Here is a 21,937-nt window from a genome sequence, read left to right as displayed (position 1 = left end):
TGTGATTAAGTGCCTCTTTATTTTTCTGTTCTTAAGCCTGTGGGCCAGCCAGACGCTGGCAGGCTCTCCCGCGGGACGAAATACCAGCGTAGGGATCAGCTTCGATCGCACCGCGCCGCCCGCGCGTTTTGACATCTGGTTTCATGAATCGGGCGGCTTTGACGCCGCCGATCCGCAAAAGTGGGGGCGCAATACCCTGACCTGTCAGTCCCGTACCGATACCACGAACGGCGCCTGCATGAACTCACCGGTCTGGTTCTCGGCGAACCCGGCCGCGCCTTATGCCATCAATTTAGCGTTTACCCATTCCCTTACCGGCAAGACGGTGAATATCAAGGTGTATGGCGATCACTACATGTTTATCAACAATAAAGTGTTCACCTTTGCCAGCTTTGTCACGGGAGGGACGACGGAAATTGCTAGCTGGAACAGAGAGCCCTACTTCGATTTCTATATCGTGAAAAGCGAACTGGATAAGCTCGCCCTGCCGGGGATCTGGACCGCCACGCTGAAGCAGAACCTGCGCCAGTGGGGAAGCGCCGACTGCGGCGGCAACTTCAATGACGTGAATGTCGGCTGTCCTGGCTATCTCACCATCGCCAAATGGCAGGCAAATATTCGCATTGAGGTGGTCGACCCGGGAAACCAGCAGATTTACCTGCCGGCCTTTCCGCACTCCACGCCCATCGTTAACCTCAACCTGACCAACTTCCCGGGGCGCCCCGGGGGCAGCGAGATCAAGGGGGAAAACACGCTGGATATGTGCCTGTACGACGGCAAAAACAGCACCAGCACCCGCGCCTATCTTCGTTTTGAAGATGACGGGCTTCCCTCAGCGGGACGTGCCGAAGGCGCGTTTTCTATCCGGCGGCGCGGTGGAAGCCAGACGGATGCGCGGGACCGTCTCGACTATCAGGTCTTCGTTACCCATCCCGTCACAGGCGCAACCGAAACCGTCGCGAACGGTAAAACCGTAGTCTGGCAAGGCACTAACGATCCGCAGTATCTGCGTCAGGTCGTGCTGCCCGGCGGACGCGAGAGCGTACTGTGCATTCCTGCGCCAATTATCCTGAAAACCCCCGCGTTCGCCGCCAGCAGCAAAAACGCGGGCGACTATACCGGCACGCTGCGCGTCATCTATACGCCCAGCACGTTATAACGAGGTCACTGTGAGTTACGCCATTCTCGACAATAATCGATTTTACGCCGAAGGACTGCGCTATGCGCTGCTGCGTCGGGGCGTTCAGTTAGAGGTCCAGAGCGATACCGTACAATGGCAGCTAACGCTGCTTACCCGCCGCGTGATTGTCGTCCGCTGCCGTTTTTCCGTGGCGGCGACGCATCAGGCGCTGATCAATATTTTGCTCAGGTTGGAAGCCGCCCGCTGGAAAGGCAGCCTTTATCTGGTCTGCAACGAAAAGGGGTGGGCGCTGGCGACGCATTTACGCAAGCGTTTCAGTACGCTAACGCTTTATATCATCGACGACAGGATCGCCGTTGCCGATGCGGCGTATTTGCTGGCAAAAGAGCCACGCCGCGTTCGAAGCCTGGACTGCTGCCTGACCGTTCCTGAATTCAACGTGCTCGATCTGATGCTGACCGGGTTGCCGGTCCGCCACATTGCCATCGTGACGCACATGTCGGAGAAACAGGTTTCAACCCATAAATGCAACGCGCTGAAGAAGCTCAATGCCAACAACCTGCTTCAGCTGCTCCTGTAGGTCACGGTTTATCCTGAGCCCGCTTTTTTGCTACACTGTCGCCGATTTTTCACCTACGACAGAAGATTATGTTCATTTTTGCAGGCCAGGAAATTGAGACCGATAGCGAAGGCTATCTGAAAGATACAACGCTCTGGAGCGAACCGCTGGCGGAGAAAATTGCGGAAAACGAAGGGATTACTCTTTCCCCCGAACACTGGGAAGTGGTGCGTTTTGTGCGCGAGTTTTATCTCGAGTTCAACACCTCTCCGGCCATCCGCATGCTGGTCAAGGCGATGGCCAATAAGTTCGGTGAAGAGAAAGGCAACAGCCGCTATCTCTATCGTCTGTTCCCGAAAGGTCCGGCAAAACAGGCCACCAAAATTGCCGGCCTGCCTAAGCCGGTGAAGTGTATTTAATACCGAATACCGAAGTTGACGTATTCGCGCCCCGGTTGATGGGGTTCCGTTAAGACCTTATCAACCCGCGCGCTGCGCGGCCCACCCGCTTTCAGCCACGCCACCAGCTTGTCAACCTGCTCTGCTTCGCCACAGGCGACCACCTCAACGCTGCCGTCATCCATGTTGCGCGCGTATCCCGTTAGCCCAAGCTCAATCGCTTCGCGCTGGGTACTGTAGCGGAAACCCACGCCCTGAACGACGCCGTGAACCCAGGCAATAGTGCAGACTTTAGACATTCTTCTTCTCCTTAACGTAGCGTTTTCGGCAAACAGCCGTAGTGCTGCCGGAAACGGGCGGTGAAACGAGAGCTGGACAGATACCCACATTGTAATGCGATTTCGCCGATCGGTAATCGGGTTGACTGTAACTGTGACAAAGCCACGGCCATCCTCACCTCCTCGACAATCTGGCGAAAACTCTGTGACTCCTCGCGTAACCGCCTGCGCAGCGTGGGCACGCTTAATGCGAGACGGCTGGCGACATCCTGCGCGGTCCAGGCTCTGGCGGGCGAAAGCATGATGAACTGTCGCACCTGCTCGGTCAGGTTATTGCTTCGCTCAATAAGCAGCGGGCCTGCCACGCCGTCATGCAGCAATGCCAGCAACAGACCGAAGGCCTGATGTTTTTGCAGCGCCTCCGGTAAATCCTGACGCACGGCGTGCAGCAGGTTATCCCACATAAACGCCAGCCCCTCGCTCAGCGGAGCGCAGAGCGAATGCAGCGTCGTGCGCGGCCAGGATTTCAGGTAATGCGCTTTAAACTCGGCAACGATTTCCGGCGATAACATCAGCAAGTCCGAGTGAAACAGACCGTTTGCAGGCTGATTGATGATCTCCATTGCCCTATTGGCAGGGATAATGATGAGTTCATCCCGGGTGGCCACCAGGCGGTTATCGTCCTGCACAATCACCTTACTGCCGTGAGTGATATGGCAAATCGCCGGGAAAAAGAGCTTAACCTGGTGCAGGCGATGCATTTTGCTGGCGGTCACTTCACCCGCCGTCAGGTGTTTATGTCGAAAATGGAACTCCTGCACCGGTTCATCCTTATCTGCTGTAGGTTGCGGTTAACTGCGCCTTTGCCAGAACGTGACTATTAAGCATAAAGCCGACCAGCGCGCCGCTGGCATTGTTGTCGATGGGCAGGGTATCCACGTCCAGCGCCCAGACGGTCATCTGATAGCGGTGAGGCTTATCGCCTGCGGGCGGACAAGCGCCGCCGAATCCAGAATAACCGAAATCATTACGCCCCTGCACAGCGCCAGCAGGTAATTTTTCGCCATTTGGGTTACCGGCATCAGCGGGCAGCGTCATTGTCTTCACGGGAATGTTGGCTACTGTCCAGTGCCACCAGCCGCTGCCGGTAGGCGCATCCGGGTCATAGACCGTAATGGCAAAACTTTGCGTACCGGCGGGCGGGTTTTTCCACGCCAGCTGTGGGGACTGGTTACCGCCGTGGCAGCCGAATCCCTCAAACACCTGCTGTGGCGCTAACCGCCGGTCGCCGGAAATATCCCGGCTGGTCATGCTGAAAGGCGTTGCGGCTAAAACCTGAAAACTCATTGCCGTCAGAGCGGCTATTGTGATGACACTGCACTTTTTCATGGGGGGTTTCCTTTGCTGAACCGGAATCCCTAAGATAAAGCACGCAACAATGCCCTAATGTGCCTAAGCGATTTGATTTTGTGCCGAAACGCTCAACGGCATCCGCAGATGATTGCGCCTTGCTGAATGTGCTACTCTACGCGCCATTTCCATGAAATCGACAGAACAGCAAATTATGAGTGTACGTTTAGTGTTAGCCAAAGGGCGCGAGAAATCCTTACTGCGCCGTCATCCCTGGGTCTTTTCCGGCGCGGTTGCCCGTATGGAAGGCAAAGCCAGCCTCGGTGAAACCATTGATATCGTGGACCACCAGGGGAAATGGTTAGCGCGAGGCGCCTACTCGCCAGCCTCCCAGATCCGCGCGCGCGTCTGGACCTTCGATAAAAACGAAACCATCGACATCGACTTCTTCGTGCGTCGTCTGCAGCAGGCGCAGCAGTGGCGCGACTGGCTGGCTAAACGCGACGGGCTGGACAGCTACCGCCTGATTGCCGGTGAGTCTGACGGCCTGCCGGGCGTGACCATCGATCGCTTCGGTAACTTCCTGGTGCTGCAGCTCCTGAGCGCCGGGGCGGAATACCAGCGCGCTGCGCTGATTAGCGCCCTGCAAACGCTGTTCCCGCAGTGCGCCATTTACGACCGCAGCGATGTGGCGGTGCGCAAAAAAGAAGGCATGGAGCTGACTCAGGGGCCGGTCACGGGTGAACTGCCGCCTGCCCTGCTGCCAATTGAAGAGCACGGCATGAAGCTGCTGGTGGATATTCAGGGCGGGCACAAAACGGGTTACTACCTTGACCAGCGCGACAGCCGTCTCGCGACGCGTCAGTACGTTGCCGACAAACGCGTGCTCAACTGCTTCTCCTACACCGGTGGGTTTGCCGTTTCGGCGCTGATGGGCGGCTGTGCCCAGGTGGTTAGCGTGGATACCTCGCAGGAAGCGCTGGACGTGGCAAAACAGAACGTCGAGCTGAACAAACTGGACTTGAGCAAAGCCGAATTTATACGCGACGACGTCTTCAAGCTGCTGCGTAAATATCGCGACCAGGGCGAGAAGTTCGACGTCATCGTGATGGATCCGCCAAAGTTTGTGGAGAACAAAAGCCAGCTGATGGGCGCCTGCCGCGGATATAAAGATATCAACATGCTGGCTATCCAGCTGCTGAACCCGGGCGGGGTTTTGCTCACCTTCTCCTGCTCCGGCCTGATGACCACAGATTTATTTCAGAAAATCATCGCTGATGCCGCAATAGATGCTGGCCGTGATGTACAATTTATAGAGCAGTTCCGTCAGGCAGCCGATCACCCCGTGATTGCTACCTACCCGGAAGGACTGTATCTGAAAGGGTTTGCCTGTCGCGTCATGTAACTTGAAAAGAGAAATATTGCCCGCACATAACGTGTAAGTCGTATTTCCCGGGAGGTGACTATGATTGCCAGCAAATTCGGTATCTGCCAGCAGGTCCGCCACACTTTGCTCGGGTATTTGGGTGTGGTCGTGGATATCGACCCGGAGTATTCCCTTGATGAGCCGTCAGCAGACGAGCTGGCGGTAAACGCAGAGCTTCGCGCTGCACCCTGGTACCATGTGGTGATGGAAGGTGACGACGGGCAACCCGTCCACACCTACCTTGCCGAAGCGCAGCTAAGCAGCGAGCTGCAGGAAGAGCATCCGGAGCAACCCACTATGGATGAACTTGCTCAGACTATCCGCAAACAGTTACAGGCTCCGCGCCTGCGGAACTAAGCGTGTAAAAAAAGCCCGATGAACGGGCTTTTTTTTATTACTTCGCCAGCCCCAGACGGGGGATGTCGATCGCCGGACAGCGATCCATGACGACGTTCAGCCCCGCATCCCGCGCCAGCACGGCAGCCTGCTCGTTAATCACGCCCAGCTGCATCCACAGCGTTTTCGCCCCGACGGCGATAGCGTCCTGCGCCACTTCCCACGCCGCCTCGGAATTACGGAAGACATCGACCATATCAATTTTTTCCGGCACGTCAGCGAGCGTGGCATAACCCTGCTGGCCCAGTAAGGTTTTCCCCGCCACTTTTGGCGAGACCGGGATGACGTGATAGCCCTGATCGAGAAGGTATTTCATCACCCGATAGCTGGGACGATCGGGTTTATCGCTCGCGCCCACCAGCGCAATGGTACGCGTGGATGTCAGAATCTCGGCAATATCGTTCTCTTTCATGGTTTTTCTCCTGGCTTTTTTAAAAGTGTACGCCAAACCGCACATCTCAACCATCCATCCCATACCGATGCATGAGGGCAAAACGGCCAAATATGTCTATATGTTAGTAAACGTGATTATCGAAAAATTTAGATACATTAATGCGGCGACAGGATTTCTGACGGGAGCCTTCTATGAAAACCGGTATTGCCACTGCTCTGATTGCATTAGTGATGCCGGTCTGCGTTTTTGCTACCACGCTCCGGCTCTCTACCGATATTGATCTCCTGGTACTGGACGGAAAAAAGGTCTCCAGTTCGTTATTGCGCGGTGCGGACAGTATCGAGCTGGATAACGGACCGCATCAGCTGGTATTCCGCGTAGAAAAATCGATCGGTCTGGCCAATCACGAGCAACGGATGTACATCTCTCCGCCGCTGATCGTCAGCTTTAATACCCGACAAATCAGTCAGGTGAATATTACCCTGCCACGCCTTGAAACGGAGAAGGAATCGGTGGCCTTCGACGCGTCTCCCCGCATTGAACTGCTGGACGGGGATGCGATGCCGATTCCGGCGAAGCTGGATATTCTGGCGCTGACGACTTCACCGAAAGGTCCGGACTACGAGGCCGCGACGCAGACCTATAACAAAGCCGGTAAACGCGCGTCGCTTCCTCAGTTTGCCACCATGATGGCTGACGACAGTACGCTGCTTTCCGGCGTCTCTGAACTGGACGTCATTCCTCCCCAGTCCCAGGCCCTGACGGAACAGCGCCTTAAATTCTGGTTCCAGCAGGCCGATGCCGACACGCGGGCCCGGTTTTTACAGTGGGCAAAACAACAACCTTCATCATAAGCCACATTTTTTACGCCTTTCTCTTGCAGCGTCAGACGGTTCCCGTCATCGTGTAGGCAGTTAACCTGATGGATATGATTATGGAACTGACAACACGCACGCTCCCGGAACGCAAACATATTGCTCTGGTAGCGCACGATCACTGTAAACAAATGCTGCTTAACTGGGTTCGCCGCCATCAGTCTTTACTGGAAAAACACGCCCTGTCGGCGACCGGCACCACCGGTAACCTGATCCAGCGCGAAACGGGTCTGGAGGTAAACGCCATGCTGAGCGGCCCGATGGGCGGCGATCAGCAGGTCGGCGCACAGATTTCCGAAGGGAAGATTGATGTGCTGATCTTCTTCTGGGACCCGCTAAACGCGGTTCCGCACGACCCGGACGTCAAGGCCCTGCTGCGCCTGGCGACGGTGTGGAATATTCCGGTGGCGACAAACCTCTCTACGGCGGATTTCATCATCGAATCGCCGCAGTTTAACTCGCCGGTAGATATCCTTATTCCGGACTATCAGCGTTATCTTTCAGAGAGATTGAAGTAGCTTTTTTTGCCGGGTGGCGGCTACGCCCTACCCGGCCTACCCATCCATGCCCGGCGGCGTTACGGCTTCCGCGCCACCAGCACATCAATGCTCTTCAAAATATCGACAAACACGGATGGCTCTTCTTTATTGAACAGCAGCCACACGCGATGGCGCGCGCGGGTCATCGCCACATACAGCAAACGCCGCTCTTCGGCATCCGGAAAGTCTTCCGGCACCGGCAGCAGGGCCTGCTCCATGACCGACTCGCGGGCCGGGGCCGGGAAACCGTCGCTCCCCTCTTTCAGCCCCATGACAATCACATAGTCGGCCTGCTGCCCTTTGCTGGCGTGAATCGTCATAAATTCAAGCTGCAGCTTCGGCCAGCGGGTGGCCGCCTTTTCCAGCGCCTCGGGTTTGAGGTGATGGTAGCGCGCCAGCACCAGGATACGCTCATCAGGCTTCGCATAGCCGCTGAGCTTGTCCAGCAGCGGTTCCAGCTGATCGTCCGCCAGCAGGGTCACGGCTTTTTTATCCCCTGCCCGCAGGCTATTGAGCGGCTTTGCCAGCTGATGCGGGTTCTGCTGGATAAAGCGGTTGGCGATTTCACCAATCCGTGAATTGAAGCGGTAGGTCGTGTCCAGATCGCTGCGATCGCCTTCGCCAAAATAGTGGTGGAATGCGGTCGTCAGCGAAAGCTGTGCCCCGCTGAAGCGATAGATGGCCTGCCAGTCATCCCCCACCGCAAACAGAGAGGTATGCTTATTTTGCGCCCGTAGTGCCGAAAGCAGCGCTGCGCGCTGCGGAGAGATGTCCTGGAACTCATCCACCAGAATATGTTTCCACGGGCTGACAAAGCGCCCCTTCTCCAGAATGATGATGGCCTGGTGGATTAGGCCGGAAAAATCGACGGCATTTTCCGCTTTCAGCGCGGTTTTCCATGCCTTCAGCAGCGGCGCCATCAGCTTGACCCGCTTCGAAAACAGATCGCGGATCGCCTCCGGCGCGCTTTCAATCATCTCTGCCTGCGTTCCGCCGTGCATTCGCATCAGGCTGACCCAGCGGTCAAGCCGTGAACCCAGCCGACGCGCCAGTTTGTCATCCTGCCAGAAGCTGCCTTCCGGCACGTCCCAGTTGAGCTCCTCCTCGAGCCACTGACGCCAACCTTTCGCCTGCGCCTTTTTCTCACTGCACTGCTGGCGCCACGTTTTGATAAACAGCGCCTGGCGCGCCTGCGCGTCGTTTTCCAGCTTACTGATAGCAGGCACTTTTTTACTGCCCTGCTGAATAATATGCAGGGCAAGGGCATGGAAGGTTCTGGCCGTGATATCCCGGGTATGCAGACGTTCCTGGATCCGTTCGTCCATCTCCTGGGCAGCCTTGCGGCCAAAGGCCAGAAGCAGAATTTGATCGGCGACCGCTTCCCCGGTCGTCAGCAGCCAGCCGGCACGCGCAACCAGCACCGACGTTTTACCGCTACCGGCCCCCGCCAGCACCAGCAGCGACTGCTCGCCGTTGACCACCGCGCGCGCCTGAGCCGGGTTAAGCGGAGAAGACTCCACCGTACTGAAAAAGTCGGCGTATTGGGTGAGCATGGCGTCCGTCCAGGCCTGGTTATGGGCGAGTCGGCTTTTATCCTTATCATTCAGCCAGGCCTGGCACTGGCGCCAGGCGTCGCGACAATTGTCAAACTCCTCAAGACGCGCCACGGATAACGGCAGCGCCGAGAGTGCCTGCCGGATCTTTTGCTGCAACCCGGCGGTCTGCTGACGGGTGAGCCACGAATGCTGCGCGTTGCTTTGCGCGATATCGTCCAGCACCTTTTGAAGCACTCCGGCGGCAATCACGCTCATATCCTGACTCCACTGCTGCCAGAGCGCGTTCAGGTGATGATGGAAACGCTGGGTTTCTGCCCACTCGGTGCCGTGAAGACGCACGACTTTATCGTCAGGCAGTACGAACTCGAGTTCGCCCCACACCAGCCCGCGTTTGCAGTGGATAGCCAGAAGCTGATTAAACGGAATAAGGTATTCGTGGCGTTCTCCAGAGACTTTTACCCCGGCATTAAGGAGAACCACCCGGTCGTAAGGGTGTTGCGCCAGACGTTTGCCTAACGACGTTGCTTTCAGTTCCATGTTCCGCTAAATCCACGAAGAGATAATTTACCTGACAGTGTAACTGCCAGTTTTAAGGTGCTCCAGCCTAAAAAAACGTTACAATCATTGGGCGTTAATTTTATCGAAAGGAAGTGAGGGTTTATGCGTACCGTTCTGAATGTGTTGAATTTTGTGCTGGGCGGTTTTGCCACCACCCTTTCCTGGCTTTTTGCCACGCTGGTGAGCATCGTCCTGATTTTCACGCTCCCCCTGACTCGCTCCTGCTGGGAAATCACAAAACTCTCCTTCGTCCCCTACGGGAATGAAGCCATCCACGTTGACGAGCTGAATCCGGAGAACAAAAACGCCCTGATGAATACGGGCGGAACCCTGCTGAACATTCTGTGGCTGATTTTCTTCGGCTGGTGGCTCTGCATCATGCATATTTTTGCGGGGATTGCGCAGTGCATCACGATTATTGGTATTCCGGTGGGGATCGCGAACTTTAAGATCGCCGCTATCGCTCTTTGGCCCGTCGGGCGCAGGGTTGTTCCGGTCGAAGTGGCCCAGGCGGCGCGTGAAGCCAATGCGCGTCGTCGTTTTCAGTAACTAAGGACTGGCCGCGTTTATGCTAAGCCCACTGCTTCGCCGTTATACCTGGAACAGCACCTGGCTTTATAACGTCAGGATATTTATCGCACTTTGCGGCACGGTTGCCCTGCCCTGGTGGCTGAATGACGTCAAGCTCACCATCCCGCTCACGCTGGGCGTCGTGGCCGGGGCGCTGGCGGACCTGGACGATCGTCTGGCCGGGCGTTTACGCAACCTGGTCATCACGCTCGTCTGCTTTTTTATTGCGTCAGCGTCCGTTGAGTTACTTTTCCCCTGGCCCTGGCTGTTTGCCCTGGGTCTGACGCTCTCAACCAGCGGGTTTATTTTGCTGGGCGGCCTCGGGCAGCGATATGCCACTATCGCGTTTGGCGCCCTGCTGATCGCCATCTATACCATGCTGGGCGCATCCCTCTACGACCAGTGGTACCAGCAGCCGGTTCTGCTGTTGCTCGGCGCCATCTGGTATAACCTGCTGACCTTAACCGGTCATCTGATTTTCCCTGTTCGCCCTCTGCAGGACAACCTTGCCCGCAGCTTTGAGCAGCTAGCTCACTATCTGGAACTGAAATCCCGGCTGTTCGACCCGGATATCGAGGAAGAAAGCCAGGCGCCGCTCTACGATCTGGCGCTGGCAAATGGTCAACTGGTCGCCACCCTTAACCAGACAAAAGCCTCTCTGCTGACCCGTCTGCGCGGCGATCGCGGTCAGCGCGGAACGCGAAGAACCTTACATTACTATTTTGCCGCCCAGGACATTCATGAACGCGCCAGCTCCTCGCACGTCCAGTATGCCGCCCTGCGAGAGAAGTTCCGCTACAGCGACGTGATGTTCCGCTTCCAGCGCCTGCTCTCCATGCAGTCCCAGGCGTGCCAGCAGCTCTCGCGCTCCATTCTGCTGCGCACGCCCTATCAGCATGATCCACGTTTTGAACGCGTATTTAGCCATCTTGACGCAGCGCTCGACCGCGTTCAGGCCAGCGGAACGTCACCGGAACACATCAAAGCGCTGGGCTTTCTGCTGAACAACCTGCGGGCGATTGACGCACAGCTGGCGACCATTGAGTCCGAGCAGGCGATGGCGCTTCCGGGCAGTGAGGTCGACAATCAGCTTGCTGATGACAGCGTGCACAGTTTTAGCGATATGTGGCTACGCCTGAGCCGCAACTTTACCCCGGAGTCGGCTCTCTTCCGCCACGCGGTGAGAATGTCGCTGGTGCTGTGCGTGGGTTATGCCTTTATCCAGATAACCGGGCTGCATCATGGCTACTGGATCCTGCTGACCAGCCTGTTCGTCTGCCAGCCGAACTATAACGCCACCCGACACCGCCTGGCGCTGCGTATTATCGGCACGCTGGTCGGCGTCGCAATCGGCCTGCCGGTGCTTTATTTCGTGCCTTCTGTCGAAGGGCAGCTGATTCTGATCGTGATCACCGGCGTGCTGTTTTTCGCGTTTCGCAACGTGCAATACGCCCATGCCACCATGTTCATCACGCTGCTGGTGCTGCTCTGCTTTAATCTGCTGGGTGAAGGGTTTGAAGTCGCCCTGCCCCGCGTGATTGATACGCTGATTGGCTGCGCGATTGCCTGGGCCGCGGTCAGCTTTATCTGGCCGGACTGGCGTTTTCGCAATTTGCCGCGCGTGGTAGACAGGGCGATGAATGCCAACTGTCGTTACCTTGACGCAATTCTGGAGCAGTACCACCAGGGCCGCGATAACCGTCTGGCTTACCGGATAGCACGTCGCGACGCGCACAACAGTGATGCTGAACTGGCCTCCGTGGTCTCTAACATGTCAACGGAGCCGCGCGCCACGGCTGAGATTCGTGAGACAGCGTTCCGCCTGCTCTGCCTGAACCATACCTTCACCAGCTATATTTCGACGCTGGGGGCCCACCGCGAGAAGCTCACTAACCCGGCGGTTCTCAACCTCCTCGATGACGCCGTCTGCTATGTCGATGATGCGCTTCATCACCGCCCGGCCGATGAACCGCGCGTTCGACAGGCTCTGGATGAACTGGCTCAACGCATTGCGCATCTTGACCCGGGAAATGACAGCAAAGCGCCGCTGGTTCTTCAGCAGATAGGCCTGCTGATCGCTCTGCTGCCTGAAATTTGCCGTCTGCAACAGCACATCGCTACCTGGAGGAACGACTCTCCTGCGGCTCAGGCAGCGCATTAAACCACTCCGTCAGTTCCCGGCGGATACCTGCCGGGAGCGCCGCCTCATGCAGCCCTTCGATAGCCCCTTCCAGCGCAAAGAGCACTTTTATACTGAGTGCTTTATTCTTTGCCCGCATCTTCAGCCAGCTCGCTCTGGCGCCCAGCGCCCGCAGCGTTTCTTCATTGGTGATACCGGCTTCATAGAGCAAGACTTCAAGCTGAAAGGTCAGGTTCGGCAGATCCTTAAGACGGTTTCGTTGATGACGCTGGTAGCGCTCTTTCCTTGCCGCACTGAGTGCAAACGAGGAGAGCTGAAGCAACCGCTCCCTGTCCTGCCATAATCCGTCATCCACACGATAATAGTTGAGCAGCACCGGGCGGCCTCGCTTCATCAACGTCAAGAAGGAGGAAGCATTTTTTACACAGTATTTTGCACTCTCTTCACACGCGCGAAGGTAAAGTTCGCCATCGGACACCATGGCAAAGACCGCATCATCGACCGCCAGGGTGTAACCGCCAAACAGCGCGCGATGATGAATCTCGCCCAACGGAGAGAGGTATTCCTGGGATTTATAAATCCGTTCATAAGATATCTTTTTCATAATATTTCCCTTCAAAATCATAGGCTAACAACGAAATTTCTTACTAGCGGATCCGTTAGCAGGAAAATAGGCAACTTATCGTCGTTGAGCAAGATGATTTTTCGAGGGGCATCAAGATTGAATGAATTTTGCGAGTCGCTTTCCGAAAATGAGGTTGATCTTTGGGCATACAGGAGTTACTGTATATCCATACAGTAACCACAGGGCTGGAATGAATATGCACACTTCAGGCTATGCAAATCGCGCAACCTCTCTCTCTTCTGCCGCAGGCAATGTCGCGCAGAATTCCGTCGAGCGTGTTTCCACAGGACTTATCAGTGAAGTGGTTTATCGTGAAGACCAGCCCTTGTTAACGCAACTTCTTTTACTGCCATTATTACAACAGCTCGGTCAGCAATCGCGCTGGCAGCTTTGGCTCACGCCTCAGCAAAAGCTGAGTCGCGAGTGGGTTCAATCCGCAGGCCTTCCGCTGACCAAGGTCATGCAGATTAATCAACTTCCGCCTTGCGATACCGTTGAGTCGATGATCCGCGCGTTACGCACAGGAAATTACAGCGTGGTGATTGGCTGGTTACCGGAAGAATTGACGGAAGAGGAACATTTCCGACTGACTGAAGCCGCTGAAGAAGGGAATGCGATCGGGTTCATTATGCGTCCGGTTCGATCGGATTCTTACCGCAGAGGACAACTTTCTGGGCTAAAAATTCACTCAAATTTGTATCATTGAGTGAAATTAAGATTTTTCCTGGAATTTTTTTTGACCGCAAGATGGGATTTTAGTTCCCGGCCTTAAAATTGCGGCAAGGCTTGTCTGGTGCGGTTCTCCTTAATTTTATTGCACAAAATTCGTTCAAAAAATGTTAAATAATCGGTATACGGAACTTTTTTTTTCATATGCCTGACGGACTTCACACTTGTAAGTTTTCAGCTACGTTGTAGACTTTACATCGCCAGGGGTGCTCGGCCTAAGCCGAAGATATCGGTAGATTTATATTTGACCACGCCCCCCGGTGAAGGATTTAACCGTGATTCTCTCTTGAGACTTTCATGGCGAATTTTGGATGATAACGAGGCGCAAAAAATGAAAAAGACAGCTATCGCGATTGCAGTGGCACTGGCTGGCTTCGCTACCGTAGCGCAGGCCGCTCCGAAAGATAATACCTGGTATGCAGGCGGTAAACTGGGCTGGTCTCAGTTCCACGACACCGGCTGGTACAACAGCAGCCTGAACAATGATGGCCCAACTCACGAGAGCCAGCTTGGTGCAGGTGCGTTCGGTGGCTATCAGGTTAACCCGTATGTTGGTTTTGAAATGGGTTACGACTGGTTAGGTCGTATGCCATACAAAGGCGACACCGTAAACGGCGCTTTCAAAGCACAGGGCGTTCAGCTGACCGCTAAACTGGGTTACCCAGTAACTGACGATCTGGACGTGTACACCCGTCTGGGCGGCATGGTATGGCGCGCTGACTCCAGCAACAGCATCGCTGGCGACGACCATGACACCGGTGTTTCCCCAGTATTCGCTGGTGGCGTTGAGTGGGCTATGACCCGTGACATCGCTACCCGTCTGGAATACCAGTGGGTTAACAACATCGGCGACGGCAACACCGTTGGTGTTCGTCCAGACAACGGCATGCTGAGCGTAGGTGTTTCCTACCGTTTCGGCCAGCAGGAAGAAGCAGCACCAGTTGTTGCTCCAGCGCCGGCTCCAGCTCCAGAAGTACAGACCAAGCACTTCACTCTGAAGTCTGACGTTCTGTTCAACTTCAACAAAGCGACTCTGAAACCAGAAGGCCAGCAGGCACTGGATCAGCTGTACACCCAGCTGAGCAACCTGGATCCTAAAGACGGTTCTGTAGTGGTTCTGGGCTTCACCGACCGTATCGGTTCTGACGCTTACAACCAGAAACTGTCTGAGAAACGTGCTCAGTCTGTTGTTGATTACCTGATCTCTAAAGGTATCCCAGCTAACAAGATCTCCCCACGTGGTATGGGCGAAGCTAACCCAGTTACTGGCAACACCTGTGACAACGTGAAAGCTCGCGCTGCACTGATCGACTGCCTGGCTCCAGATCGTCGCGTAGAGATCGAAGTTAAAGGCATCAAAGACGTTGTAACTCAGCCAGCGGCATAAGTTATCGTCTTATAAAAAAACCCCGCAATGCGGGGTTTTTTATTGTCTGAAGAAAAGTAAAAAACTACTTTTTACCCAACAGCGCCTGAAGGTCATTCTTCAGTGTCGACATCTGGTTGGCGTACTTCTCTTTATGTTCTGCATCCTCAATCAACTGCACGATGGTTTCCGACAGCGTTTTACCCCGTCGTTGTGCCAGCCCGGCCAGGCGCTGCCAGACAACAAATTCCAGGTCGATTGATTTTTTGCGAGTGTGCTGGTGCTCAGCATTAAAATGCCGTTTGCGTCGCGCGCGGATAGTTTGCTTCATCCGGTTTAACAACGCAGGATTAATGTGTTTCTCAATCCAGCCGTTGACCTGTACCGGTTCGTTTTCGAGGGTCAGCAAAATATCCACGGCTTCTTGCGCAGCGCTGGCTTCGATGTAGCAGGTGATCAGCTCCCCTTCACGGTGCTTTTTGACCAGGTACTTCCATTTCCAGCCGCTTTCGAGATTTTCCAGTTGTTGATATTTCATTGCGATCTCAGTGTTACCACGTAACTCTGTTCAGAATATCAGTTTTTTAGCAATCTGCTGAAAAGAAATCATATCCTGTGAGTGAATGCAGCCAATCACCCTGTCGAAATCCCCAATCCTGCTTGGGTACAGCCCCCCGCTTACGGTATACTCCACGCTTTTACATCTGACTAAAAAACATCAACTTTGACCATTACGAAACTTGCATGGCGTGACCTTGTTCCGGATACCGAAAGTTATCAGGAACTGTTTGCACAGCCAGATCTCGCAAAAGAACACGAATTCATCCTTAGCGATACGCAGCCCCGTTTGCATTATGCGCTGGAGCAGGTATTAAGCCCCTGGGCAACTGCGCCTTTCATGCTGCTCAAAGCCCCGGAAGAAGCGGAATACCTGACGTTGTTCGGGGATGCCGTGCGTCAGCTAAAGCCGGAAGCGAACGCCGTTTTTGGCGGCCAGTATCGTATCGCTGGACATGATGTTACTTTCGAACCGGCGGCGCAGGCCGACGGCCTTTTTGCCGCTAAGGGCGAGGTGATTACCGCGAACTGGGTCGAGGCTGAACAACTCTTTGGTTGTCTGCGCCAGTTTAACGGCGAGCTTTCGCTGCAGCCGGGGCTGGTACATCGCGCAAATGGCGGTGTCCTGATCATCTCGCTGCGTACCCTGCTCTCGCAGCCGCTGCTGTGGATGCGTCTGAAAACCATCGTGCATCAGCAGCGTTTCGACTGGGTTGGCTACGATGAGTCTCGTCCTCTGCCTGTCTCGGTTCCGTCTATGCCGCTGTCATTAACCGTCGTGCTAACGGGCGACCGTGAATCGCTGGCAGACTTCCAGGAAATGGAGCCTGAACTGGCTGAACAGGCGGTGTATAGCGAATATGAAGACAATATTCAGATTGCCGATGCCGACGATATGGCGCAGTGGTGCCAGTGGGTGATGGCCGTTGCTGAACGTTTTGCGCTGCCAACGCCTGCGGCTGACGCATGGCCAGGCCTGATCCGCGAAGCGGTGCGTTATACCGGTGACCAGGAAACGCTGCCACTCTGCCCGCTCTGGATCGGCAAACAGCTGCGTGAAGTGGGCGTGGTGAGCGGTAGCGGTGCGTTCACCGGGGAGCAGCTCACCCAGATGCTGGCTCAGCGTGAGTGGCGGGAAGGCTATCTTGCTGACCGCATGCAGGATGAAATTCTGCTGGAACAAATTCTGGTGGAAACCGAAGGCGAACGCGTCGGACAGATCAACGCCCTGTCGGTGATTGAATTCCCTGGCCATCCGCGCGCGTTCGGGGAGCCGTCCCGTATTAGCTGCGTTGTGCATATTGGCGATGGCGAGTTTACCGACATCGAACGCAAAGCCGAGCTGGGCGGAAACATTCACGCCAAAGGCATGATGATCATGCAGGCGTTTTTGATGTCTGAACTGCAGCTTGAGCAACAGATCCCCTTCTCCGCCTCGCTGACGTTTGAGCAGTCCTACAGCGAAGTGGATGGTGATAGCGCCTCTATGGCTGAACTGTGCGCCTTAATCAGCGCCCTGGCGGAAGTGCCCATCAATCAGAACATCGCGATCACCGGTTCGGTGGATCAATTCGGTCGTGCGCAGCCTGTGGGTGGCCTCAACGAAAAAATTGAAGGCTTCTTCTCTATTTGTCAGCAGCGCGGTTTAAACGGCAAGCAGGGTGTGATTATTCCGGCTCCCAACGCACGCCATTTAAGCCTCAGCCAGGAGATTCTGGATGCGGTTGAACAAGAGCAGTTCGCTATCTGGGCCATCGAAGGGATTGAGGATGCACTACCCTTACTGACAAACCTGGTATGGGATGGCGAAGGGCAAACCACCCTGATGCAGACTATCCAGGAGCGCATTGCTCAGGCAACACAGCAGGATGCTCGTCACCGTTATCCATGGCCGTTACGCTGGCTGGGCTGGTTTAGTTCGAACTGATCGGACTTGTTCAGCGTACACGTGTTAGCTATCCTGCGTCCTTCACTAAAATAAGGCTTACTGAGAACATGGTAGATAAACGCGAATCCTATACAAAAGAAGATCTTCTTGCCTCTGGTCGCGGTGAACTGTTTGGCGCGAAAGGCCCACAGTTACCGGCCCCGAACATGCTGATGATGGACCGTGTCGTGAAAATGACCGAAACCGGCGGCAACTTCGATAAGGGTTACGTAGAAGCAGAACTCGATATCAACCCGGACCTGTGGTTCTTCGGCTGCCACTTTATTGGCGATCCGGTAATGCCTGGCTGTCTGGGTCTGGATGCCATGTGGCAACTGGTTGGCTTCTATCTGGGCTGGCTGGGTGGTGAAGGTAAAGGCCGCGCGCTGGGCGTGGGCGAAGTAAAATTCACTGGCCAGGTTCTGCCTACGGCGAAGAAAGTGACCTATCGTATTCACTTCAAGCGCATCGTTAACCGCCGCCTGATTATGGGCCTGGCAGATGGCGAAGTGCTGGTAGACGGTCGTCTGATCTATAGCGCAAGCGACCTGAAGGTTGGCCTGTTCCAGGACACGTCCGCGTTCTGATCGTGCTTTCGCACCTCCAGAAAGGCGAAACCTCCGCATTGCGGAGGTTTCTTTTTTGAAAGAGACGTTATCAGGCTATGAGTGCCCTGTCGCCGATGGCTTCTCGCCAGCCTCCAAGCCATTGTGACCTTTGATTTATCGTCTGATAAGGACACATTTCTTTAGAACGTCCAGCGATGCCGGCCTGATAACCACGTTGATGAGCCCGTTCCAGGCGATCTCGTTTCTGTCTCTTCATGCCTCGTTTCCCTCATTCTTTTGTCTGGTGGAAAGAAAACAGTGTCTGCACTATCTGCACAGGCACAGATAACGAATACCCCGAATTAGTCGCATCGTCAATGTTCAAAATTCATACGGGTGTCATATTTGTGAGCGAGCTGGAAGTTCATTTGTACAAAAATTGTGACGTGGCACAAGTAACAACCTGAGTTGAAAACGAAAAAAAACCGCAATCAGCGACAGACCGATTGCGGTTTCTGATGATGAATTTTACTTATGGCAGCCGGGAAATCTCTCTCGCGATACTGGCCGACTCCTGCGCCCATCCCTGAGCCAGGACTTTCACCATTTCGTCATAGCCATCCTTCTGCTGCTTCAGCTCCAGATGGAAAGGACGCTTAATCAGCTGCCCCTGATGATTCAGCAACCACTCCCCGCTGATGACCACCGCACCGTCATAGCGGCCGTGGAAGCCCGTTACGGTGACGTTTAGCGTATCCTGATCGTTACCCAGCGGCTGCGACGCGACAACCCAGCCCGGAAGCTGGCTACCCAGATTGGCCACCAGCGTGTTGCGCAGCTGCTGATCCAGCGGGCTGGCCCACAGGTTGTTGGTTGCAATCACATATTTAACGTCGCTGGTCTGATAGACCACGCCGTTTCCTGCCAGATAATCCGGCACGGCGACCTGCTCAACCCACAGCTGGCGGTTTCCCTGACTGGCCGTGCTTTGCCCACCGCTGTGGGTTGCCACAGGCAGCTGATAATAGCTTTTATTATCTCCCTCTGAACTGCATGCCGTTAACAGCAGAGCGCCAACCATCAATAGCCATTTTTTCATTCTTTTGCCCTCTTCGGCTCAGGATCCTTTTTATCTTTCGCTTCGAACACCAGCGCATTGCTCTTCTCGTTGAGCGTTTTCAGCACCGGCTGCAGTTCACGCAGGACCTGATCAAGACGCTGCATATCTGCCACCATCTTGTTATAGGCCGCTGATCCCGGCTGGAAGCCCTGCATACTGCGGTTCAGCTCACGCAGCGTTTTCTGCATGTCCTGCGGCAGCTGCTGCATGCTCTGGCTCGCCGTAATCTTGTTGATGTTATCCAGCGTGGTTTGCAGACGGCGCATCGTTGCCTGGCTTTCGCTCAGCGAGTTTGTTGCCGCTTCAATCATCGGATTCAGTGGCAGATTGTTGATCTTATCCAGCGTCTCCATCAGACGCTGCTGGATCTGCGCCAGACCGCTGCTTACCGTTGGGATGATCTTGTAGCCACCGAATTCACGGATACCGGTAATCGGCGGTGCTTTCGGGTAGAAGTCCATATCCACATACAGCGCACCGGTGACCAGGTTGCCGGTTTTCAGCGACCCGCGCAGACCGCGTTCCATCAGCTGGGTGATATGAGTCGCGATATCCTGATTTTCACCAATCTGATTAAGCAGACGCTCCGGTTCAATGCGGATCAGTACCGGAATGCGGTAATCATCATCCAGCACCTGCTGAAGGCCCGGGACGAAGAACGGCACTTGCCCAACCGTACCGAGACGAATGCCCCGGAATTCAACAGGCGCCCCCGGCTGCAGGCCGCGAACGGAGTCTTTAAAGAACATCAGGAAGTCAACGTGATCGGTATAGAGCGCATCCTGAATGCTTTTTTGATCGTCAAAGAGACGGAAAGCGGTGTTCTCTGCGACCGGCTGCCCTAAATCCAGGCCCTCCGGCACGTCAAAACTCACGCCGCCACCAAACAGCGTGGTCAGCGAACCCATTTCAACGCGCATGCCTGCCGAAGTCAGATCCACCGCGATCCCGCTGTCTTTCCAGAAGCGGACGTTGCTGGTAACCAGGCGATCGTTTGGCGCATTAATGAAGAGCTGATAGCTGATCGCGCGTTTCTGCGGATCGAACGTGCTTTTCTCAACCGACCCGACGCGGTAGCCGCGAAACAGAACCGGGTCGCCCGCCGTGAGCTGACCGGCTTTTTTGCTGTCGAGGATCACGCGGATGCCCTTGGCATCAGGCGGTGCAAGCGGCGGTGAATCCAGAAGCTGGTATTGGGCCGGCTGGTTACCCTTAGCGCCCGGCTGCAGCTCAATGTAGGCACCCGAGAGCAGCGTCCCCAGGCCGCTGATCCCTTCACGCCCCACCTGCGGCTTAACGACCCAGAAAACGGAATCGCCGTGCAGCAGTTTTTCCATGCCGGCATTCAGGCGCGCCTTAATTTCCACATGGGTTAAATCGTCGGTCAGGGTTGCGCTTTCCACCACGCCCACATCCACGCTACGGCTTTTGATGGTCGTTTTACCGCCCTCAATCCCCTCGGCATTGGTGGTTATCAGCGTCACTTCCGGCCCCTGATGGCTGTAATGATAAAACAGGATCCAGGCACCGATCAGCGCAGTCACGATGGGAAAAATCCACACCGGAGACCAGTTTTTGACCTTCTGCACTTTCGCCTCTCCACTCTTATTTTCCATGCTCTTACTCTTCCTCATGGCTTGATTCAGGCTCACGATCCCACGATAAACGAGGGTCGAAGGTCATGGCCGCAAACATGGTCATAATCACGACCAGTGCAAACATTAAAGCCCCCATCGCAGGATAAATACTCATCAAACCACCCATCCGCACCAGCGCAGAGAGAACGGCGATGACAAACACGTCAATCATTGACCAGCGTCCGACAAACTCGACCACTTCATAAATCAGGTGCATGCGTTCGCTGTCGCGTTTCCCATGACCTTTCGCATCCCAACAGAGCCAGGCGATGGCGATCATTTTTAAGGTGGGCACCATAATACTGGCGATAAAGATGACGCCAGCGACCGGATAGGAACCTTCACCCCAGAGCAGTATCACCCCGGCCAGGATCGTCGAGGGCATTTTGTCGCCGAGCAAATCGGTGATCATGATTGGCAGAATATTGGCTGGCAGATACAGCATGACGGACGTGACCAGCAGCGCCATCGTCCACTGCAGGCTATTTTTACGGCGCACGTGCCCTTTCGTTTCGCAGCGCGGACAAACGTCGAGATCGGCGGGCAGCACGGCGGTACAGCACGGGCACGAGCGAAGCCCCTGGCGAATGCCGGGCACGCCGACCTTCACCGTCTGCGCAAGCGTCGGTGCCGGGGCGATATCATCCCACGCCCAGCGTCTGTCCACGCACTGGAAAGCGCGCAGCTGTAGGACGCAGTACAGACACCAGGGAATAAAGCTGCTGCCAATCCCCACGTCGCCGTACGCCATCAGCTTCACGAAACTGACCAGGATCCCCGCCAGAAAGATCTCCGCCATCCCCCAGCTTTTGAGCTGAAACAGAATACGCGCAAGTCGGATTTTCAGCGGTGCCGGCATCCTGACGCGGTTCACCAGCAAAAGGATGACGACCAGGCAAAAAGCCGGGACTATCTGGACAAACAGGAGAAAGAAGGTCCCCAGGCTGGCGTAATCTTCCGAGAACATCACGCCCGGGATTTCAAGCAGATCCACCTGACTGGTGATCCCCCCCACCTTCATATAGATGAAGGGGAAGAGATTAGAGAGCAGCAGCATGAACAGTGCTGCCAGCGCGTAAGCAGTAGGACGCTGCCGCGGCGCGTCCCACTCGGTTGTCAACGTCGCGCCACAGCGTGGACACAGGGCTTTATGTCCGTGACCAAGCTCTGGCAACGCCACGAGCATATCGCATTGCGAGCATAAAATATGCCTGTCGGCATGGTGCTGGTCACACATATGTTATCCC

Annotated in this window: 24 protein-coding genes; 13 read left to right on the top strand and 11 right to left on the bottom strand. The window is 55.3% G+C overall.

Going from position 1 to position 21,937, the window contains the following annotated elements; translation table 11 throughout:
* Window position 1 precedes the first annotated feature (1 nt).
* The 3 genes from ACVCAM_RS01395 to tusE all read left to right on the top strand — a co-directional run bounded on the left by ACVCAM_RS01395 (window position 2) and on the right by tusE (window position 2,119).
* Window positions 2-1,159 (top strand): CfaE/CblD family pilus tip adhesin, encoded by a 1,158-nt coding sequence (locus ACVCAM_RS01395; protein WP_025912954.1) that lies wholly within the window; start codon window positions 2-4, stop codon window positions 1,157-1,159.
* 10 nt (window positions 1,160-1,169) lie between these two features.
* A complete protein-coding gene (locus tag ACVCAM_RS01390; protein WP_407223211.1) occupies window positions 1,170-1,721 on the top strand; it encodes a LuxR C-terminal-related transcriptional regulator in 552 nt (183 codons plus the stop codon).
* A gap of 68 nt (window positions 1,722-1,789) precedes the next feature.
* Complete coding sequence (gene tusE / locus ACVCAM_RS01385) at window positions 1,790-2,119, top strand: sulfurtransferase TusE (RefSeq protein WP_008499913.1); 330 nt, start codon at window positions 1,790-1,792, stop codon at window positions 2,117-2,119.
* Here the strand turns inward: tusE and yccX are convergent.
* From yccX to ACVCAM_RS01370, 3 genes are read right to left on the bottom strand one after another with little or no spacing between them, the layout of a single operon-like run.
* Window positions 2,116-2,397: an acylphosphatase gene (gene yccX / locus ACVCAM_RS01380; RefSeq protein WP_008499914.1), complete on the bottom strand. Its 282-nt coding sequence runs from the start codon at window positions 2,395-2,397 to the stop codon at window positions 2,116-2,118. The two genes, tusE and yccX, sit on opposite strands and share 4 nt — an antisense overlap.
* Window positions 2,398-2,408: 11 nt before the next feature.
* Window positions 2,409-3,197 (bottom strand): helix-turn-helix domain-containing protein, encoded by a 789-nt coding sequence (locus ACVCAM_RS01375; RefSeq protein ID WP_248248587.1) that lies wholly within the window; start codon window positions 3,195-3,197, stop codon window positions 2,409-2,411.
* Between the two features lie 10 nt (window positions 3,198-3,207).
* Entirely contained in the window at window positions 3,208-3,765 is a 558-nt protein-coding gene (locus tag ACVCAM_RS01370; RefSeq protein WP_248248586.1) for a kinase inhibitor, read from the bottom strand.
* A 175-nt stretch (window positions 3,766-3,940) separates the two neighbouring features.
* On the opposite strand from ACVCAM_RS01370, the gene rlmI reads away from it, so the two are divergent.
* Together rlmI and hspQ are read left to right on the top strand one after the other, a co-directional pair.
* The gene (gene rlmI / locus ACVCAM_RS01365) at window positions 3,941-5,131 is read left to right on the top strand and encodes a 23S rRNA (cytosine(1962)-C(5))-methyltransferase RlmI (protein ID WP_070533581.1); all 1,191 of its coding nucleotides are present in this window, start codon (window positions 3,941-3,943) and stop codon (window positions 5,129-5,131) included.
* 60 nt (window positions 5,132-5,191) lie between these two features.
* Window positions 5,192-5,509 (top strand): heat shock protein HspQ, encoded by a 318-nt coding sequence (hspQ, locus tag ACVCAM_RS01360; protein ID WP_447093492.1) that lies wholly within the window; start codon window positions 5,192-5,194, stop codon window positions 5,507-5,509.
* 37 nt (window positions 5,510-5,546) lie between these two features.
* Here hspQ and ACVCAM_RS01355 read toward each other — a convergent pair whose 3' ends face one another.
* The gene (locus ACVCAM_RS01355) at window positions 5,547-5,960 is read right to left on the bottom strand and encodes a CoA-binding protein (RefSeq protein ID WP_008499920.1); all 414 of its coding nucleotides are present in this window, start codon (window positions 5,958-5,960) and stop codon (window positions 5,547-5,549) included.
* Window positions 5,961-6,133: 173 nt separating this feature from the next.
* On the opposite strand from ACVCAM_RS01355, the gene csgI reads away from it, so the two are divergent.
* Window positions 6,134-6,796 (top strand): curli synthesis inhibitor, encoded by a 663-nt coding sequence (gene csgI, locus ACVCAM_RS01350; RefSeq protein WP_407223210.1) that lies wholly within the window; start codon window positions 6,134-6,136, stop codon window positions 6,794-6,796.
* A gap of 80 nt (window positions 6,797-6,876) precedes the next feature.
* Window positions 6,877-7,335 carry a methylglyoxal synthase gene (gene mgsA, locus ACVCAM_RS01345; protein ID WP_008499922.1) on the top strand — a complete coding sequence of 153 codons (459 nt, stop codon included), beginning with the start codon at window positions 6,877-6,879 and terminating at the stop codon, window positions 7,333-7,335.
* Window positions 7,336-7,394: 59 nt separating this feature from the next.
* Here mgsA and helD read toward each other — a convergent pair whose 3' ends face one another.
* On the bottom strand, window positions 7,395-9,449 hold the full coding sequence (gene helD / locus ACVCAM_RS01340) for a DNA helicase IV (RefSeq protein ID WP_447093491.1): 2,055 nt from the start codon (window positions 9,447-9,449) through the stop codon (window positions 7,395-7,397).
* Between the two features lie 123 nt (window positions 9,450-9,572).
* On the opposite strand from helD, the gene ACVCAM_RS01335 reads away from it, so the two are divergent.
* The gene (locus ACVCAM_RS01335) at window positions 9,573-10,019 is read left to right on the top strand and encodes a YccF domain-containing protein (RefSeq protein WP_023343701.1); all 447 of its coding nucleotides are present in this window, start codon (window positions 9,573-9,575) and stop codon (window positions 10,017-10,019) included.
* A 19-nt stretch (window positions 10,020-10,038) separates the two neighbouring features.
* Complete coding sequence (gene yccS / locus ACVCAM_RS01330) at window positions 10,039-12,201, top strand: YccS family putative transporter (RefSeq protein WP_032651202.1); 2,163 nt, start codon at window positions 10,039-10,041, stop codon at window positions 12,199-12,201.
* Here yccS and ACVCAM_RS01325 read toward each other — a convergent pair.
* Window positions 12,158-12,784 carry a TfoX/Sxy family DNA transformation protein gene (locus tag ACVCAM_RS01325; protein WP_021240856.1) on the bottom strand — a complete coding sequence of 209 codons (627 nt, stop codon included), beginning with the start codon at window positions 12,782-12,784 and terminating at the stop codon, window positions 12,158-12,160. The genes yccS and ACVCAM_RS01325 overlap by 44 nt on opposite strands.
* Before the next feature lie 217 nt (window positions 12,785-13,001).
* Here ACVCAM_RS01325 and sulA point away from each other — a divergent pair, with 217 nt between their 5' ends.
* Both sulA and ompA read left to right on the top strand, forming a co-directional pair.
* The gene (gene sulA / locus ACVCAM_RS01320; RefSeq protein WP_021240857.1) at window positions 13,002-13,511 is read left to right on the top strand and encodes an SOS-induced cell division inhibitor SulA; all 510 of its coding nucleotides are present in this window, start codon (window positions 13,002-13,004) and stop codon (window positions 13,509-13,511) included.
* Window positions 13,512-13,865: 354 nt separating this feature from the next.
* Window positions 13,866-14,921, top strand: a complete 1,056-nt coding sequence (gene ompA, locus ACVCAM_RS01315; RefSeq protein WP_023292865.1) for a porin OmpA — start codon at window positions 13,866-13,868, stop codon at window positions 14,919-14,921.
* A 64-nt stretch (window positions 14,922-14,985) separates the two neighbouring features.
* Here ompA and matP read toward each other — a convergent pair whose 3' ends face one another.
* A complete protein-coding gene (gene matP / locus ACVCAM_RS01310; protein ID WP_008499929.1) occupies window positions 14,986-15,438 on the bottom strand; it encodes a macrodomain Ter protein MatP in 453 nt (150 codons plus the stop codon).
* Between the two features lie 186 nt (window positions 15,439-15,624).
* On the opposite strand from matP, the gene ACVCAM_RS01305 reads away from it, so the two are divergent.
* Window positions 15,625-17,385: an AAA family ATPase gene (locus ACVCAM_RS01305; RefSeq protein ID WP_023343697.1), complete on the top strand. Its 1,761-nt coding sequence runs from the start codon at window positions 15,625-15,627 to the stop codon at window positions 17,383-17,385.
* A gap of 68 nt (window positions 17,386-17,453) precedes the next feature.
* Window positions 17,454-17,972 carry a 3-hydroxyacyl-[acyl-carrier-protein] dehydratase FabA gene (gene fabA / locus ACVCAM_RS01300; RefSeq protein ID WP_008499931.1) on the top strand — a complete coding sequence of 173 codons (519 nt, stop codon included), beginning with the start codon at window positions 17,454-17,456 and terminating at the stop codon, window positions 17,970-17,972.
* A 70-nt stretch (window positions 17,973-18,042) separates the two neighbouring features.
* On the opposite strand, the gene rmf is transcribed toward fabA, so the two are convergent.
* The 4 genes from rmf to pqiA all read right to left on the bottom strand — a co-directional run bounded on the left by rmf (window position 18,043) and on the right by pqiA (window position 21,927).
* Window positions 18,043-18,210, bottom strand: coding sequence for a ribosome modulation factor (gene rmf, locus ACVCAM_RS01295; protein WP_013097261.1), 168 nt, complete (start codon window positions 18,208-18,210; stop codon window positions 18,043-18,045).
* Window positions 18,211-18,465: 255 nt separating this feature from the next.
* The gene (gene pqiC, locus ACVCAM_RS01290; protein WP_407223208.1) at window positions 18,466-19,032 is read right to left on the bottom strand and encodes a membrane integrity-associated transporter subunit PqiC; all 567 of its coding nucleotides are present in this window, start codon (window positions 19,030-19,032) and stop codon (window positions 18,466-18,468) included.
* Window positions 19,029-20,669 carry an intermembrane transport protein PqiB gene (pqiB, locus tag ACVCAM_RS01285; protein ID WP_008499933.1) on the bottom strand — a complete coding sequence of 547 codons (1,641 nt, stop codon included), beginning with the start codon at window positions 20,667-20,669 and terminating at the stop codon, window positions 19,029-19,031. Before pqiB ends, pqiC begins: the two co-directional genes overlap by 4 nt.
* A 4-nt stretch (window positions 20,670-20,673) precedes the next feature.
* Window positions 20,674-21,927, bottom strand: coding sequence for a membrane integrity-associated transporter subunit PqiA (gene pqiA / locus ACVCAM_RS01280; protein ID WP_008499934.1), 1,254 nt, complete (start codon window positions 21,925-21,927; stop codon window positions 20,674-20,676).
* Window positions 21,928-21,937: the final 10 nt, after the last annotated feature.

The organism is Enterobacter sp. CFEC122 (assembly GCF_052983755.1).
This window is presented reverse-complemented; position numbering and strand designations above follow the sequence as displayed.